Annotated in this window: 11 protein-coding genes and 1 pseudogene; 9 read left to right on the top strand and 3 right to left on the bottom strand. The window is 72.4% G+C overall.

Annotated features, from left to right (window positions below; all coding sequences use genetic code 11):
* Window positions 1-247 precede the first annotated feature (247 nt).
* A complete protein-coding gene (locus ACZ42A_RS21950) occupies window positions 248-1,942 on the top strand; it encodes a DAK2 domain-containing protein (protein WP_468528929.1) in 1,695 nt (564 codons plus the stop codon).
* Between the two features lie 56 nt (window positions 1,943-1,998).
* Here ACZ42A_RS21950 and ACZ42A_RS21945 read toward each other — a convergent pair whose 3' ends face one another.
* Both ACZ42A_RS21945 and ACZ42A_RS21940 read right to left on the bottom strand, forming a co-directional pair.
* Entirely contained in the window at window positions 1,999-5,130 is a 3,132-nt protein-coding gene (locus ACZ42A_RS21945; RefSeq protein WP_468528928.1) for a tetratricopeptide repeat protein, read from the bottom strand.
* A complete protein-coding gene (locus ACZ42A_RS21940) occupies window positions 5,130-6,965 on the bottom strand; it encodes an HSP90 family protein (RefSeq protein ID WP_468528927.1) in 1,836 nt (611 codons plus the stop codon). Before ACZ42A_RS21940 ends, ACZ42A_RS21945 begins: the two co-directional genes overlap by 1 nt.
* A gap of 192 nt (window positions 6,966-7,157) precedes the next feature.
* Here ACZ42A_RS21940 and ACZ42A_RS21935 point away from each other — a divergent pair, with 192 nt between their 5' ends.
* The 8 genes and pseudogenes from ACZ42A_RS21935 (at window position 7,158) to mutM (ending at window position 15,533) form a co-directional block, all read left to right on the top strand.
* Window positions 7,158-10,379, top strand: a complete 3,222-nt coding sequence (locus ACZ42A_RS21935) for a helicase-related protein (protein ID WP_468528926.1) — start codon at window positions 7,158-7,160, stop codon at window positions 10,377-10,379.
* Window positions 10,380-10,534: 155 nt separating this feature from the next.
* Window positions 10,535-11,125: pseudogene (rsmD, locus tag ACZ42A_RS21930) on the top strand (16S rRNA (guanine(966)-N(2))-methyltransferase RsmD); the annotation flags it as partial.
* Complete coding sequence (gene coaD / locus ACZ42A_RS21925) at window positions 11,122-11,631, top strand: pantetheine-phosphate adenylyltransferase (protein ID WP_468528925.1); 510 nt, start codon at window positions 11,122-11,124, stop codon at window positions 11,629-11,631. The pseudogene rsmD and the gene coaD, both read left to right, overlap by 4 nt.
* 111 nt (window positions 11,632-11,742) lie before the next feature.
* On the top strand, window positions 11,743-12,804 hold the full coding sequence (locus ACZ42A_RS21920) for an ATP synthase F0 subunit B (protein ID WP_468528924.1): 1,062 nt from the start codon (window positions 11,743-11,745) through the stop codon (window positions 12,802-12,804).
* Window positions 12,805-12,933: 129 nt separating this feature from the next.
* Window positions 12,934-13,587 carry a YceD family protein gene (locus tag ACZ42A_RS21915; RefSeq protein WP_468528923.1) on the top strand — a complete coding sequence of 218 codons (654 nt, stop codon included), beginning with the start codon at window positions 12,934-12,936 and terminating at the stop codon, window positions 13,585-13,587.
* 2 nt (window positions 13,588-13,589) lie between these two features.
* The gene (gene rpmF, locus ACZ42A_RS21910) at window positions 13,590-13,763 is read left to right on the top strand and encodes a 50S ribosomal protein L32 (RefSeq protein WP_003951102.1); all 174 of its coding nucleotides are present in this window, start codon (window positions 13,590-13,592) and stop codon (window positions 13,761-13,763) included.
* 19 nt (window positions 13,764-13,782) lie between these two features.
* Window positions 13,783-14,595, top strand: coding sequence for a ribonuclease III (gene rnc, locus ACZ42A_RS21905; protein ID WP_468528922.1), 813 nt, complete (start codon window positions 13,783-13,785; stop codon window positions 14,593-14,595).
* A gap of 77 nt (window positions 14,596-14,672) precedes the next feature.
* Window positions 14,673-15,533, top strand: coding sequence for a bifunctional DNA-formamidopyrimidine glycosylase/DNA-(apurinic or apyrimidinic site) lyase (gene mutM / locus ACZ42A_RS21900; RefSeq protein ID WP_468528921.1), 861 nt, complete (start codon window positions 14,673-14,675; stop codon window positions 15,531-15,533).
* On the opposite strand, the gene ACZ42A_RS21895 is transcribed toward mutM, so the two are convergent.
* A complete protein-coding gene (locus ACZ42A_RS21895; protein WP_468528920.1) occupies window positions 15,506-15,907 on the bottom strand; it encodes a winged helix-turn-helix transcriptional regulator in 402 nt (133 codons plus the stop codon). The genes mutM and ACZ42A_RS21895 overlap by 28 nt on opposite strands.
* Window positions 15,908-16,000: the final 93 nt, after the last annotated feature.

Here is a 16,000-nt window from a genome sequence, read left to right as displayed (position 1 = left end):
TCAGATGCACTTACGGTTAATCCCGGCATGCCGGGATCGAGATCTTAGGCTCTACGAGCGATCTGAGATCTGAGTGGCGTTGCCAGGGGAACAGCCCGATCAGATCGGGCAACCGGAGCAGCATACAACGGCTGCGCCCGTAGAACGAAACTACCATGGCTGCTCCGGGGCCCGCCCCGGCCCTCTTCCGGCCGCCACCGGCCCTGGGTCTACGCTGCGTCCAGTCCAGCAGCTCAGGGAGGCGCAGGTGGCGCAGGTGCCGCAGACATTCTTCGATGCTCTCGCGGTGCGCACCTGGTGCGGTCTCGCGCTCACCGCCCTCGGGCGGGCGCGCGAGGAGATCGACGCGATCAACGTGTACCCGGTGGCGGATGGCGACACCGGCACGAACCTGTATCTGACCGTCGAGTCGGCCACCGCCGCCGTGGAAGCGGTCTTCGCGGGCCACGAGGTCGGCGCGGGGGCGGCGGAGCGGCCCTCGCTCGCGGAGGCCGTGCGCGCGATGGCGCACGGGGCGCTCATCGGCGCGCGCGGGAACTCCGGGACCATCCTCGCCCAGCTGCTGCGCGGCATGGCCCAGGTGCTCGCCGCCGAGGACGACACCCCGCACACCGACGGACCCGGGCTGCGGCTCGCCCTGCGCCGCGCCGCCGACTCCGCCCGCCAGGCCGTCGCCCACCCGGTGGAGGGCACCGTGCTGACCGTCGCCTCCGCCGCCGCGGACGCGGCCGGGGCCGCCCAGGGCGACTGCGGGGCCGTCGCGCGGGCCGCCTACGACGGGGCGCGCGCCGCGCTCGCCGCGACCCCCGGACAGCTGGCCGTGCTGGAGCGCGCCGGGGTGGTCGACGCCGGCGGGCGGGGGCTCGTGGCGGTGCTCGGGGCACTGGTCGAGACGTTCACGGGGGAGACACCACGCGGGGTGCCGACCTCGCTGGCAGGGCCCCACGCGCGCGGGGAGGGCGTCGTGGAGGAGGAGGCGCACACCTGCCCGGAAGGGGCGGCGGCGCTGGAGGAGGGCGGGCCCGCCTTCGAGGTGATCTATCTCCTGGAGGCCGACGACGACGCCGTGGCGCGGCTGCGGCAGCGGCTGGACGCCCTCGGGGACTCGCTCGTCGTGGTCGGCGGCGACGGGCTGTGGAACGTCCATGTGCACGTGGACGACGCCGGCGCCGCCGTGGAGGCGGGCGTCGAGGCCGGACGGCCGTACCGGATCCGGATCACCCACTTCGGCGCGGGCGACGTGCACACCACGCGCGGGGAGCGGCCGCCCGTGGAACGGGCCCAGCGCGCCGTGGTCGCCGTCGTGCCCGGCGAGGGCCTGGCCGGGCTCTACGCCGACGCGGGCGCGACCACCGTGCTCGCGAGCCCCGGGGAGCCGCCCGCCAGCGGGGAACTGCTGCACGCCGTACGCCGCGCCCACGCGCGCGAGGTCGTGCTGCTGCCCAACGACGCCGAGCTGCGCCACACGGCCGCCGCGGCGGCCGAGCAGGCCCGCGCGGAGGGCGTCCGCGTGGCCCTCATCCCGACCCGCTCCGCCGTCCAGGGCATCGCGGCGCTCGCGGTGCACGAGCCGGAGCGCCGCTTCGACGAGGACGTCGTCGCGATGACGTCGGCGGCGGGCGCCACCCGCTACGCCGAGGTCACCGTCGCCGAGGAACAGTCCTGGACCACGGCGGGCATCTGCCAGGCCGGTGACGTCCTCGGGCTCATCGACGGGGACGTGGCCGTGATCGGCGCCGACGTCACCGCCATCGCGCAGACCGTCCTCGACCGCATGCTCGCGGCCGGCGGGGAGCTGGTCACCCTCGTCCTCGGCGACGAGGCGCCGCAGGCCGTCGCGGACCGGCTGGAGGCCCGGGTGCGGGAGGCGTACCTGGCCGTGGACACGGTGGTGTACCGGGGCGGGCGGCAGGGGGCCCTGCTGCTCATCGGCGTGGAGTGAGCGCGGGGCCGGTCAGCGGTCCCCTGCTCCCGCACCACGCCGAGCAGCTGCTCCGCTCAGCGGTCCCCCTGCTCCCCCTGCTCCCGCACCACCCGGAGCAGCTGCTCCGCCTCCGCCCGCCGGGCCCGCGCCGCCTCGTCGCCCTCCTCGGCGCCGCCGTAGGCGGCGAGCACGGCACGCGCGCGGACCGCCGCCGCGGTGAGACGGCCCAGGTCGGCCTCCAGCCAGCCGGCGGCCAGTTCCGCGCCGGTGCGGCTGTCCAGGGCCTCGTCGCCGAGGCCGGCGAACACTTCGATCGCCTCGGCCATCTGCTCCAGAGCCGCCTCGAACACGTCCTGGATCGAGCCGTCCTCGGCGTCCTCGGTGCACGAGCGGGCCAGCAGGTCGCCGAACTGGCGGTGGGTGTGGCCGAGTTCGGCGGCGAGCCGCCACCGCGCCTCCTCGTCGGGTGCCGCCTCCAACGCCGCCGCGCACTCCCGCAGGGCGTCCGCCATCAGCTCCCGCGCGCGGTCCGAACCGTCCGGCGTGCGCAGGGCGAGCCACGCGCGGGCCCGCAGCGAGCGGACGAGGCCGTGCACGTTGCCCAGGGAACGCCACAGGTCGCCCGCGCGCGCGTAGGCCTGGTCCGCCTCGGCCGGCATCCCCGCGTGGCCCAGGGATTCGGCGGCGAGGTGGGCGAGGGTCGCGTGGTCGTGCTGCTCGGGCCAGTGCCGGGCGATCTCGGCGGCCTGCAGGCGGCGTTCGGCGGCCGCCTGGTGCTCTCCCAGCTCGCTGAGGCAGTCGCCGAGCCACCACCGCGTCTGCACGACCGCCCCGTCGCCGTGCGTCTCGGCGGTCAGATCGGGCAGCGCCGACTCCAGCACCTCGGCGGCCTCGGCCCACCGGCCCTGCCGCAGCAGGAAGCCGCCGAGCAGATGCCGCGCCCAGGCGCCGAACGTGCGGCCCTCGCCCGCCTCGTCGGCCCAGTGCGCCGCCTCCAGGGCGTGCTCGGCGGCCTCCTCGGCCGCGCCCCGGCCGCCGACCACCTCGGCCAGCTGGAGGTGCAGCTGCGCCCGCCCGACGGGCTCCAGCTGGGCCCCTCCGTGCTCCAGGGCCGCGCGCAGCGCCCGCTCCGCCTCCGCGGTGTCGCCGAGGTGGTGCGCGATTCCGGCGAGCCGGGCCTCGTACTCCACGGCGAACCACGGCAGCCCCGCGGCCACGTACTCACCGGCCGCCCGCGCGAACAGCGCCGCCGCCGTGTGCGGGTCGCCGGACCGCGCCGCCAGCTCCGCGAGCATCGCCCGCGCCTCGGCGGCCCGCGAGGCCAGCCGTACGTCGCCCCCGGTGTGCCCGTCCACCAGCGCCAGCACCTCCCGGACGGCGGTCTCCGCCTCGGCCAGGACGGGGTCGTCCGCGCGAGGCGCGCCGTCCTGCGCGAGGGAGGGCTCCGCGGCCTCGGCGGCGGGTGCCCGCACTGGGTCCTCTGCCTCGTCGTAGACCCGCCGCATCAGGATCCGCGCCCGGCCCATCAGGACCGACGCGGTCTGGCGTATGCCCGTGCCGTCCTCGGCGTACAGCGCGAGCACCTGGTCGTACGGCTCGGCGACGGCGGCCACGGCCTCGTCCACCTGGCCGGCGAGCGCGCGGACGTAGGCGGCACGCGCGCGTGCCGCCAGCGCCTCGCCCGGGTCGCCCGCCTCGGCGTACAGCTCCGCGGCCCGCTCGAAGAGGGCGGCGCCCTCCGGGCCCAGGACCATCGCCTCGTGGTCGGCGATCTCCGCGCGGTCGCGCGCGGCCAGTTCGACGCCCTCCGCGGCCTCGGCGGCGCGCGCGACCGCCGCCCAGGCCTCGACGGCGTTCGGCTGGAGGGTGTCCGACAGGCGCCGGGCCTCGGTCAGCAGGGCCTCGATGTCGGGCTCTGTGCCGGCCTTTCCGGGCATCGCGTCGGGCTTTCCGGGCTCAGCGCCGGCCTTTCCAGAGTCCGCACCGGAGTCGGCGCCGGAGTCCGCGCCAGAGTGCGCGCCGTTCGCGCCGGGGAGCGTGGACGGTTGTGTGGCCGGAGCGGGAGCGGGGGTGTGCGCCGTGTGCGCCGGGCGCGGCGTGCGCACACCCAGCGGAAGCCGGTCCACGAGCGCAGGCCGGTCCATGCGCGCGCGGGCCCGCTCACTGACGTACGCCGTGCCGTTGCGCTGGTCGAACCGTTCCGCCAGTGCCAGCGCCTCCGCGCGCGCGTGCACCGCGAGTTCCCGAGCCGTCCACGAACGCCCGGCCGGTCCCGGCACCTGCCGGTCGCCCAGCCCCAGCCCGGTCAGCCGGTCCATCAGCAGGGCCACCACGCTCAGGAACTCCATCCGGCTGCGCGGCTGCCCCGAGTCCGTGAAGTACGCCGGCCGCTCCGCCAGCAGCTCCAGGGCGCGCGCCTCGTTACCGGTCAGCGCGCAGAACTCCACGTGCTCCGCGTACGCGCCGCGCATGCTCTCCATGGACCGCACCAGCCGGAAACCGCGCAGATGGTGGGCGCGCGCCTCGTCCAGCCGGCCGAGCCGCACCAGCGGCAGCAGCGAGGAGGCGAGCGCCGCGTGCGGCTCGTGGGCGCAGGTGAACTCGCCCTCCAGGACGGGCCGCCAGAACCGCAGCGCCTCCTCGTCCCGGCCCCGCTCCGCCTGCCACCAGCCCTGCCCGTCCAGCTCACACGCGTGACAGTCGGCCATGGAGTCCCGGTCGGCGGCCAGCCACGCGGCGTACGCGCGCTCCGCGCGGGGCACGTCCCCGACATGCGCGGCCACATGGAACTCGGCGCTGCGCACCGCCCGCTCCGAGTGCCCCGCCAGCCGGTAGCGCTGCTCCATCTCGGCGAGCCACTTCTCGATCGAGGCGAGCGGGATGTGCGGCTGGTCGAGCATGCCGGTCGTCATCCACTTGAAGACCCAGTGCAGCGAATGGGTCTCCTGCTCGTCGAAGTCCTCCGGGCGCTCGTCCCACATGCGCAGCAGCCGCGCGAAGGGGACGAACATCTTCGCCTTCTCGGAGCTGTAGTTGTAGACCGTCAGCTGATGCCCCAGGGCCTCGATCACGGCGAGCGGTATCTCCAGCCGCTCCGCCGCGGCCAGCAGTTGCTCCGCGCGCGCGTTGCGGGCCGGGCCCTCCGGCCGCGCCGCGTTCTCCGCCAGCGCGCGCCGCAGGGAGTCGAAGTCCGTGATCTCACTCATCAGTGCTCGTCCTCGCGGTGAGTGGCCCACTCCAGAAGGCCGATGAAGGCCCGGTTCAGCAGCGCCGAGTCGGCGGGCCGCAGCGGGCGTTGCGCCATCAGCAGGGCCTGGCCGTACAGGGACTCCGTGGCCGTGCCGATCAGCTCCCGGTCGGGCAGCGAACTGATCCGCCGGATCAGCGGATTGAGGTGGTTCAGCACCAGTCGCGCGCGCGGGGCGTCGCCGCGCAGCGAACCGAGGATCCCGGCCCACAGGTCGTCGGCCTGCTCCTCGGCCTCCGCGCGGGCCTGTTCGTGCCGGGCCGCGCGGTCGTCCAGGTGCAGCGCGGGCACCGACAGCGGGTGGAAGGCGCGCAGTACGACATCACAGCCCAGCGGGGTCAGCGTGGCCCGCGCGGCGGCCAGGAAGTCGGCCAGGGCCAGCTCCTCGCCCGGCTCCACCATGTCCAGATGAGCGGTCACCGTGTCCGCGTCCAGCTCGGCGACGGCCGTCCCGGGACGGACCGAGGGCAGTGCCTCGACCAGCTCGCTGTCGTAGGTGTAGCCGCCGTTGACGACCCCGATGCCCTGCGCGGAGGCGATCGGGGCGACCTGCCGGAACTCCTCGACGGTGCGCGTGAAGTGCACCACCGGGTGCCGCTGCGCGAACTCCTCCAACGACAGCTGCCCGTCGGTCGTCTCGAAGGGCAGCCACGGCAGCATCGTGCGCAGCATCTCCTTGTCATACCGCGCGAGGGACTTCACGCCCAGGTGGTGCACGGCGAGGAAGGCCGTCAGCCGCTGCGGATCGCCGGCCGCGAGCCCGGTCAGCCAGGACCGGATCCGCTCGCCCAGCGCCTCCCGTACGGCCGCCAGGGTCTCGTCCTCGTACAGCGCCTCCCGCGAGGCGGTGGGCCGCAGGCTGTCGGTGTCGAGGACGCAGCGCACGAAGAACGCCCAGTCGGGCAGCAACTGCTCGGCGCGCTCGGTCAGCAGCATGCCCTTCAGGTGCACCCGGTGCCGGGCGCGCTGGGCCGGGCTGACCGCGGAGGGCAGGACGTACGCGACGCCGCGTATGCCCGCCAACGGCACGTCCAGATCGATCGAATCGAGCGGTGTGAACCCGAACTGCTCATGACAGTGCCGCGCGAGCGCCACCCGCCGGGCGGCGGGGGAGGGGTACGGCCGGTCCCAGGGCGCGGGCAGATCGGTGACCGCCTCCTCGCCCACCCGGACGTCGTACGGCAGCAGCGTGCCGAAGTCCCGGGCCAGCGCCAGCACCCGCTCCTCGGACAGCCACTCCGCGGAACCGGCCCGCGCCACCAGGTGGACGGTGGTGCCGGGTTCGGGCCGGGCCTCGTCCGGCAGGGTCCGCACGGTGTACGAGCCGTCGTCCGACGCCGTCCACTCCACGGGCCGGGCGTCCGGCGTACGGGCGCTGCGACTGACGACCCGGATCCGCTCGGCGACCACGAAACAGGCCAGCAGACCGATGCCGAACTGGCCGAGGAAGTCCGCGCGCGCCTCCTGGAGCCCGTCGGCCCGCTTGGAGCTGCGGCCGATGGTGGCCAGCAGGCTGTGCACATCGGACTCGGTGAGCCCGACACCGGAGTCCTCCACCCGCAGCGTGCCGCCCTGCGCGTACAGCCGTACCCGGGCCGGGGCGTCGGGCTGCTCGGCCCGCCGGGCGGTGATGGCGTCGACCGCGTTCTGCAACAGCTCCCGCAGGTAGACCTTGGGACTGGAATAGAGATGATGGGAGAGCAGGTCCACCAGGCCGCGCAAGTCGACCTGGAACGTATGAGGCGAAGAAGGTGCCTGGGATGCCTGTGATGACTGTGAGGTCTGGGAGTCCATCGTCACAACGCCGGTGGGGGGAGAGGCTACGGCGCGGGGTCGGGCGGTCCCGGTGAGGCGGTGACCGCGGAGAGGGATGGCCGGAGCGCGTCATCCTAGAGCCCGATCGAGCCGCCTGACCAGGGGTTTCCCAGACCGATACGGCAACGCCGCCTGGGCGTCGCCGAGGCATTGTCAGTGGCGTGGTGTGCAATGGATCTCGTGCCCGCACTGGACGAACCCCTGAAGAAAGTGCTCGGCCCCGCCACCGCGAAGGTGATGGCCGAGCACCTCGGCCTGCACACCGTCGGCGACCTCCTGCACCACTACCCGCGCAGATACGAGGAGCGGGGCCAGCTCACCCACCTCGCCGACCTCCCCATGGACGAGCACGTCACGGTCGTCGCCCAGGTCGCCGACGCCCGGCTGCACACCTTCGCCTCCACCCGGGCGCCCCGCGGCAAGGGCCAGCGCCTGGAGGTGACCATCACCGACGGCAGCGGCCGGCTCCAGCTGGTCTTCTTCGGCAACGGCGTGCACAAGCCCCTCAAGGAACTCCTGCCGGGCACCCACGCGATGTTCGCGGGCAAGGTCTCCGTCTTCAACCGCCGCCTCCAACTGGCGCACCCGGCGTACGAGTTGCTGCGCGGCGACAGCGAGGAGAGCGTGGAGACCTGGGCGGGCGCCCTGATTCCGATCTACCCCGCCACCGCCAAACTGGAGTCCTGGAAGATCGGCAAGGCCGTCCAGACCGTCCTGCCCAGCGCCCACGAGGCCGTCGACCCGCTCCCGCCGACGCTCCGCGAGGGCCGCGGCCTGCTCCCGCTCCCCGAAGCCCTGCTGAGGATCCACCGCCCGCACACCAAGGCGGACATCGCCGCCGCCCGCGACCGCCTCAAGTGGGACGAGGCCTTCGTCCTCCAGGTCGCCCTGGCCCGCCGCCGCCACGCCGACGCCCTGCTTCCGGCGATCCCCCGCAAACCCAGGCCGGACGGCCTCCTCGCCGCCTTCGACGACCGCCTCCCCTTCACCCTCACCGAGGGCCAGCGCAAGGTCTCCAAGGAGATCTTCGACGACCTGGCCACGGAACACCCGATGCACCGCCTGCTCCAGGGGGAGGTGGGCTCGGGGAAGGCCCAGCCTCTGGACTCGCTCGTCCTCACGCCCCAGGGCTTCCGACGGATGGGCGATATGCGGCCGGGTGACGAGGTCGTCGTGCCCACAGGGGAGATCGCTCTGGTGGACGGGGTGTTCCCGCAGGGAGAGCGCGACGTGTGGCGCATGGTGCTGTCCGACGGAAGCGCGGTGGAGTGCGATGAGGAGCATCTCTGGATCGTCGGCACGAGCTGCGCCTGGCATCGGGGTCAGGCACCCAAGGTGATGACCACCCGCGAGATCCGTCACGACCTGTTCAAGGCCAACGGTTCGTCGAAGTGGTACGTCCCGGCGGCGACCCCTGTCGACCTGGGTGGTGACAGCGGGCTTCCCATGGACCCCTACCTCTTCGGCCTGCTCCTGGGGGACGGCTCCTTCCGGCACAACCTGCGGCTGTCCACGGCCGACGACGAGATCCGCGACGCGGTGGCGGCCGCGGTGGCCCCTGAATGCCGCCTCGTTCCCGTCACCGGTTCCCGCTGCGACCACACGATCCAACTCGCCCGCCGTGCGGGCGGCGTGCGCAACCCGGTCATCCAGACCCTGCGCGACCTGGGGCTCTGGGGCCTGACGTCGCACGAGAAGTTCATCCCGACCGAGTTCAAGAACACATCGATCAAGAACCGTTTGGCGCTCCTCCAGGGACTCCTGGACACCGACGGCACCGTTCACCGGGACGGGATGAGCGTGTCGCTGTGCTCGGCTTCCCGCAGGCTCGCGGAAGACGCCGCCTGGCTGGTGCGCTCGCTGGGGGGCAGGGCGAGGGTCCTGCCGAGGAGGGCCGCGTTCAACGTCTCTGTGGCCCTGCCCGACGAGTACGCCCCGTTCCGACTGGCCCGCAAGGCGGAACGTGTCCGTCCGCGTCCGACGTACAACACCTTCCGACGTGGCATCCGCGCCGTCGAGTACGTGGGGCGCAAGCCCGTGCAGTGCATCAGCGTCGCTCACCCGAGCCATGCGTACATCACGGACAACTTCACGGTGACCCACAACACGATGGTCGCCCTGCGCGCCATGCTCGCCGTCGTCGACGCCGGCGGGCAGGCCGCGATGCTCGCGCCCACCGAGGTGCTCGCCCAGCAGCACCACCGGTCGATCGTGGAGATGATGGGCGAGCTGGCCGAGGGAGGGATGCTCGGCGGGGCCGACCACGCCACCAAGGTCGTGCTGCTCACCGGCTCCATGGGCGCGGCCGCCCGCCGGCAGGCGCTGCTCGACCTGGTCACCGGCGAGGCCGGGATCGTGATCGGCACCCACGCGCTGATCGAGGACAAGGTGCAGTTCCACGATCTGGGCCTGGTCGTGGTCGACGAGCAGCACCGCTTCGGCGTCGAACAGCGCGACGCCCTGCGCGGCAAGGGCAAGCAGCCCCCGCACCTCCTCGTCATGACGGCCACCCCCATCCCGCGCACGGTCGCCATGACGGTCTTCGGCGACCTGGAGACCTCCGTCCTCGACCAGCTCCCGGCCGGCCGCTCCCCGATCGCCAGCCATGTCGTCCCCGCCGCCGACAAGCCGCATTTCCTCGCCCGGGCCTGGGAGCGCGTCCGCGAGGAGGTGGCGAACGGCCATCAGGCGTACGTCGTCTGCCCCCGCATCGGCGACGAGGAGACGGACCCGAAGAGCGCGACGAAGAAGCCGTCCCCCGAGGACGAGGCCGAGAAGCGCCCCGCGCTCGCCGTCCTGGACGTCGCCGACCAGCTCGCCAAGGGTCCCCTCCAGGGACTGCGGGTCGAGGTCCTGCACGGCCGTATGCACCCCGACGACAAGGACGCGGTGATGCGCCGCTTCGCCGCGGGCGAGACCGACGTCCTGGTCGCCACCACCGTCATCGAGGTCGGCGTCAACGTGCCCAACGCCACCGTGATGGTGATCATGGACGCCGACCGCTTCGGCGTCTCCCAGCTGCACCAGCTGCGCGGCCGCGTCGGCCGAGGCTCCGCCCCCGGCCTCTGCCTCCTGGTCACCGAGATGCCCGAGGCCAGCGCCGCCCGCCAGCGCCTGAACGCGGTCGCCTCCACCCTCGACGGCTTCGAACTCTCCCGCATCGACCTCGAACAACGCCGCGAGGGCGACGTCCTCGGCCAGGCCCAGTCCGGCGCCCGCACCAGCCTGAAGGTCCTCACGGTCATCGAGGACGAGGAGATCATCGCGGAGGCGAGGGAGGAGGCGACCAAGGTGGTCGCCGCCGATCCGGAGCTGACCGGATTGCCGGGCCTGCGAACGGCCCTGGACGCCCTCTTGGACGAGGAGAGAGAGCAGTACTTGGAAAAGGGGTGAGATGAGTGACCTAGGGGCGCGGGGCTGTATCGACATGCGGCTCCGCCGCGTGGGCGCGACCAGCCACAACGAGCCCGCACCGGCCGACGGCGAATCAGCACCCCCACGCCCCGCCTGCCAAACTGAAGCCCTAAGAACCCCACGAACAAGGACCCAAGATGACCCGCGTGATCGCCGGCGCAGCCGGCGGACGCCGCCTGGCCGTCCCGCCAGGGACAGGCACTCGCCCCACCTCCGACCGCGCACGCGAGGGCCTCTTCTCCACCTGGCAGAGCCTTCTCGGCGGCCCCCTGGACGGCGAACGGGTCCTCGACCTGTACGCCGGCTCCGGCGCCGTCGGCCTGGAGGCCCTGTCGCGCGGCGCGGGCCACACCCTGCTGGTCGAGGCCGACGCCCGAGCCGTCCGCGTCGTCCGGGAGAACGTCAGAAACCTGGGCCTGCCCGGCGCCGAGGTCAGAGCGGGCAAAGCGGAACAGATCATCCGTACGGCCCCGCCCGAGCAGCCGTACGACCTCGTCTTCCTCGACCCGCCGTACCGAGTCACAGATCACGATCTTCGCGAGATTCTGCTCACACTCCGCTCGGAAGGGTGGCTCGCGGAGGACGCCCTCGTCACCGTGGAGCGCAGCACCAGAGGCGGGGAATTCACGTGGCCGGACGGCTTCGAGCCGCTGCGGGCCCGGCGCTACGGAGAGGGAACGTTTTGGTACGGTCGCGCCGCCTCTACGTGCGAAGACGCACCATGACCGGACCGGAGAGCGAGGGATCTCAAGTGCGCCGCGCCGTCTGTCCCGGGTCGTTCGACCCGATCACCAACGGACATCTCGACATCATTGCCCGCGCCTCCCGCCTCTACGACGAGGTCTATGTCGCGGTGATGATCAACAAGTCCAAGAAGGGCCTGTTCGAGATCGACGAGCGGATCGATCTGATCCGACAGGTCACCTCCGAGTACGCCAACGTCCGCGTCGAGGCCTTCCACGGCCTCCTCGTCGACTTCTGCAAGCAGCGCGACATCCCCGCCATCGTCAAGGGCCTCCGCGCGGTCAGCGACTTCGACTACGAGCTGCAGATGGCCCAGATGAACAACGGCCTCACGGGCGTCGAGACCCTCTTCGTGCCCACCAACCCCACCTACAGCTTCCTGTCGTCCTCCCTGGTCAAGGAGGTCGCGGCCTGGGGTGGCGACGTCTCCCACCTGGTCCCGCCGGTGGTCCTGGACGCCCTCACCAAGCGACTGCGCCAGGAGTGACGTAAGGGCCGATCCGCTGACGGCCCGTCACCCGGTGTCCCCCGGGCGCCCCATGGCCGTACAGTCGTCCCGTCCGTCTCCAACACAGCTGTAGAGAGTGGCGAGCACACGGTGGACGTGCAGAAGAAGCTCGACGAGATCGTCGCGGCGGTCTCCAGTGCCCGGTCGATGCCGATGTCGGCCTCGTGCGTGGTCAACCGCGCCGAACTGCTCTCGATGCTGGAAGAGGTCCGCGCGGCGCTGCCCGACTCGCTCGCCCAGGCGCAGGAGCTGATCGGCGGCCGGGAGCAGATGGTCGAGCAGGCCCGCCAGGAGGCCGAGCGGATCATCGCGAGCGCGCACGCCGAGCGCGGCTCCCTGATCTCCGACACCGAGGTCGCCCGCCGCTCCCAGGCCGAGGCCGACCGGATCCTCGCCGAGGCCCGCCAGGAGGCCGAGGAGATCCGCGCCGAGGCCGACGACTACGTCGACTCCAAACTCGCCAACTTCGAGGTCGTCCTCACCAAGACCCTCGGCTCGGTCGGCCGCGGCCGCGAGAAGCTGCTCGGCACCGGCCCCGGCCTCGACGAGCAGGGCTACGAGGACGAGGACGCCCCGGAGCGCAGCCACGACCCGGAGACCCTGCGCCGTACCGCCGACCAGTACGTCGACGCCAAGCTCGGCGCCTTCGAGGCGGTTCTCGCCAAGACCCTGGAGGCCGTCGGCCGCGGCCGGCAGAAGCTGCACGGCCGGATCGCCACCGACGACCTCGGCGCCCTCGCCGACGACACCAGCACCGTCCAGCACTCCAGCGACGCCGACTACCTGGCCGGCCTCGCCGCCCTGGCGGAGCAGGACAGCCAGGCGGAGCAGCCCGCCCGGCAGCAGCAACAGCAGCCGGAGCCGGCCTACGGCTATCAGCAGCAGCCGGACCCGTACGGCGGCTACCAGCAGGGCTACGGCCAGCAGGACCCGTACGGCTACCAGCAGGCCGACCCCTACGCCTATCAGGGGTACGACGCCCAGCAGCCCGCCTACGCCCCGCAGCAGCCCGCCCAGCAGATCCCGCCCCAGCCCGCCCAGCCTCCGCAGGCGGCGCAGGGATACGCTCTGGACGAGACCAGCCTCTTCGACACCAGCATGATCAGCGCGGAGCAGCTGCGGGCCTACGAGCAGGGCCGGGGCAACGGCTGACCCCGCGGATTGGGCCGAGAGCGAAAGGTCCAGTATCCTGGCTCTTCGGTCGCGCGTACGTTCGCGATCAGCGCTGCCCGGGAGCACCGAAGGGCGGCGTCCCCCTAGCTCGGAAGATCGAAAGCAGGAATGGCCTCTCACGCCCGCCTCGACCACCGCAACCCTCTCGTGTTCGACACGCACGAGCTGGGGCGGCGTCCTGGCGCGCTGCAGCGCCTGACCCGCACGATCGACGCTCCCCGGGACTTCGGGATCCAGGGAGTCATCGGAGTGCCGGAAGGCAACCCGGTGGAGCTGGAACTCCGACTCGAGTCGGTCATGGAAGGGGTGCTCGTCACAGGCACCGCCCGTGCAACGGCCGAGGGGGAGTGCGTAAGGTGTCTGGAGCCGCTGGAGCTCGAGCTCGAAGCGGACTTCCAGGAGATGTTCTCGTACCCTGACGCCGACGACCGGGGCCGTGTGATCGCGGAACCGGGCGACGACGCCGAGGACGACGAGGACAGGCTCTTCCTCGAGGACGGACTCTTCGACCTCGAACCTGTGCTGCGTGACGCGGTGGTGCTCGCACTGCCGATGCAGCCGGTGTGCCAGGAAGACTGCCCGGGCCTGTGCTCCGAGTGCGGAGCACGCCTTGCGGACGACCCGGATCACCACCACGACGCCGTCGACATCCGTTGGGCGGCATTGCAGGGACTCGCCGGTTCACTCGAACCCGGCGATAAGGACGAGATGAGCGGCGGCGCGCCTCAGTCAGCACGCGCCGACGAGAAGCAGGAGAAGTAGCCGTGGCTGTTCCGAAGCGGAAGATGTCGCGCAGCAACACGCGCCACCGCCGGTCGCAGTGGAAGGCTGCGGTCCCCACCCTGGTTGCGTGCGAGCGCTGCCACGAGCCCAAGCAGCAGCACATCGCGTGCCCGTCGTGCGGCACCTACAACAAGCGCCAGGTCCTCGAGGTCTGAGCGGCTGGTGAGAGGCACTGTGTCCACGCCGAAGAAAAACTCTGCGGACAACCAGGCCTCGTCCCACACGCTTCTGGAAGGGCGGCTCGGCTACAAGGTCGAGTCCGCCCTTCTGGTGCGAGCGCTGACCCACCGTTCCTACGCGTACGAGAACGGCGGTCTGCCGACGAACGAGCGGCTGGAGTTCCTGGGGGACTCCGTCCTCGGCCTCGTCGTCACGGACACGCTGTACCGCACCCACCCCGACCTGCCCGAGGGCCAGCTGGCCAAGCTGCGGGCCGCGGTGGTCAACTCGCGCGCGCTGGCCGAGGTGGGACGAACGCTGGACCTCGGCTCCTTCATCCGGCTCGGCCGCGGTGAAGAGGGCACGGGTGGCCGGGACAAGGCATCCATCCTCGCCGACACCCTCGAAGCGGTGATCGGCGCGGTCTATCTCGACCAGGGCCTGGACTCGGCGGCGGAGCTGGTGCACCGCCTGTTCGACCCGCTGATCGAGAAGTCCTCCAACCTCGGCGCCGGCCTGGACTGGAAGACATCCCTCCAGGAGCTGACCGCGACCGAAGGCCTCGGTGTCCCCGAGTACCTGGTCACGGAGACCGGCCCCGACCACGAGAAGACCTTCACTGCTGCCGCCCGCGTCGGAGGCGTCTCGTACGGCACCGGCACCGGCCGCAGCAAGAAGGAGGCCGAGCAGCAGGCCGCGGAATCCGCCTGGCGGGCCATCCGCGCAGCGGCGGACGAGCGCGCCAAGGCGGCGGCAACCGCAGCGACCGCCGTCGATGCCGCTCCGGCCACGGAAGGCAGCACCGACACCTCGTCGGCGAGCGCCTGACACCACGCGATCGAGCGCCCGCCCCAGTATCCCGGGGCGGGCGCTCGGTTCATCCTTCGCTTTCCCCGGGGGTGCCCATGCCCGAGTTGCCCGAGGTCGAGGTCGTCCGACGCGGCCTGGAGCGGTGGGTCGCCCACCGGACCGTCGCCGACGCCGAGGTGCTGCATCCGCGTGCCGTACGCCGGCACAGCGCGGGCGCCGACGACTTCGCGCACCGGCTCAAGGGCCACCGGATCGGCATGCCCAGCCGTCGCGGCAAGTATCTGTGGCTGCCGCTGGAGGACACCGACCAGGCCGTCCTCGCCCACCTCGGCATGAGCGGGCAACTGCTGGTCCAGCCGCAGGAGGCGCCCGACGAGAAGCATCTACGCATCCGGGTCCGCTTCACCGACGCCCTGGGCACCGAGCTGCGCTTCGTCGACCAGCGCACCTTCGGCGGCCTGTCGCTGCACGACACCGGTCCCGACGGCCTGCCCGACGTCATCGCGCACATCGCCCGCGACCCCCTCGACCCGCTGTTCGACGAGGAGGCCTTCCACCAGGCGCTGCGCCGCAAGCGCACCACCATCAAGCGGGCGCTGCTCGACCAGTCGCTGATCAGCGGCGTCGGCAACATCTACGCGGACGAGGCGCTGTGGCGCGCCCGCCTGCACTACGACCGCCCGACCTCGACCTTCACCCGCCCCCGCACCCGGGAGCTGCTCGGCCATGTCCGGGACGTGATGAACGAGGCCCTCGCGGTCGGCGGCACGAGCTTCGACAGCCTCTACGTCAACGTCAACGGCGAGTCCGGCTACTTCGACCGCTCCCTCGACGCGTACGGCCGCGAAGGACTGCCCTGCAAGCGGTGCGGTACGCCGATGCGCCGCCGCCCGTGGATGAACCGCTCCAGCTACTACTGCCCGCGCTGTCAGCGGCCGCCGCGCGTCGCGTCGTAGTGCTCACGGGCCGCGAGGACGTCGTCCATGCGGCCTTCCAGGAAGTGGATGAGGCCCAGCAGACGCTCGGCGACCTGGCGGCCGAGGGCGGTCAGTTCGTAGTCCACCCGGGGCGGGTTGGTGGGCTGGGCCTCGCGGTGCACCAGGCCGTCGCGCTCCAGGGCGTGCAGGGTCTGGGACAGCATCTTCTCGCTCACGCCGTCGACCCGGCGGCGCAGCTCGTTGAAGCGGAACGAACCCTCGTACAGGGCTCCGAGCGTGAGCGCGCCCCAGCGTCCCGTGACGTGCTCCAGCGTGCCGCGCGAGGGGCAGGCCTTGGAGAACACGTTGTACGCGAGGTCCTGCTCCGGCGTGTACTCCCGGGTGGTCGTCATGCACCCAGCTTAGGGGATTGCAGCGCAAACTTAGGGGTTGCGCTTTCAAAAAGTTAGTGTTTTTCTCTGTCAGGTCGCCGGTGAACTACCGAT

It is taken from the genome of Streptomyces sp. NPDC030838, from assembly GCF_055572035.1.
The sequence above is the reverse complement of the archived record's forward strand: the minus strand, read 5'-3'. Positions and strand labels throughout refer to the sequence as shown.

Coding starts and splice junctions, on each gene's coding strand:
- ACZ42A_RS21915 (WP_468528923.1), top strand. CDS start 12,934: ATGGCCTCTCACGCCCGCCTCGACCACCGCAACCCTCTCGTGTTCGAC.
- mutM (WP_468528921.1), top strand. CDS start 14,673: ATGCCCGAGTTGCCCGAGGTCGAGGTCGTCCGACGCGGCCTGGAGCGG.
- coaD (WP_468528925.1), top strand. CDS start 11,122: ATGACCGGACCGGAGAGCGAGGGATCTCAAGTGCGCCGCGCCGTCTGT.
- ACZ42A_RS21945 (WP_468528928.1), bottom strand. CDS start 5,130: ATGAGTGAGATCACGGACTTCGACTCCCTGCGGCGCGCGCTGGCGGAG.
- ACZ42A_RS21895 (WP_468528920.1), bottom strand. CDS start 15,907: ATGACGACCACCCGGGAGTACACGCCGGAGCAGGACCTCGCGTACAAC.
- ACZ42A_RS21935 (WP_468528926.1), top strand. CDS start 7,158: ATGGATCTCGTGCCCGCACTGGACGAACCCCTGAAGAAAGTGCTCGGC.
- ACZ42A_RS21940 (WP_468528927.1), bottom strand. CDS start 6,965: ATGGACTCCCAGACCTCACAGTCATCACAGGCATCCCAGGCACCTTCT.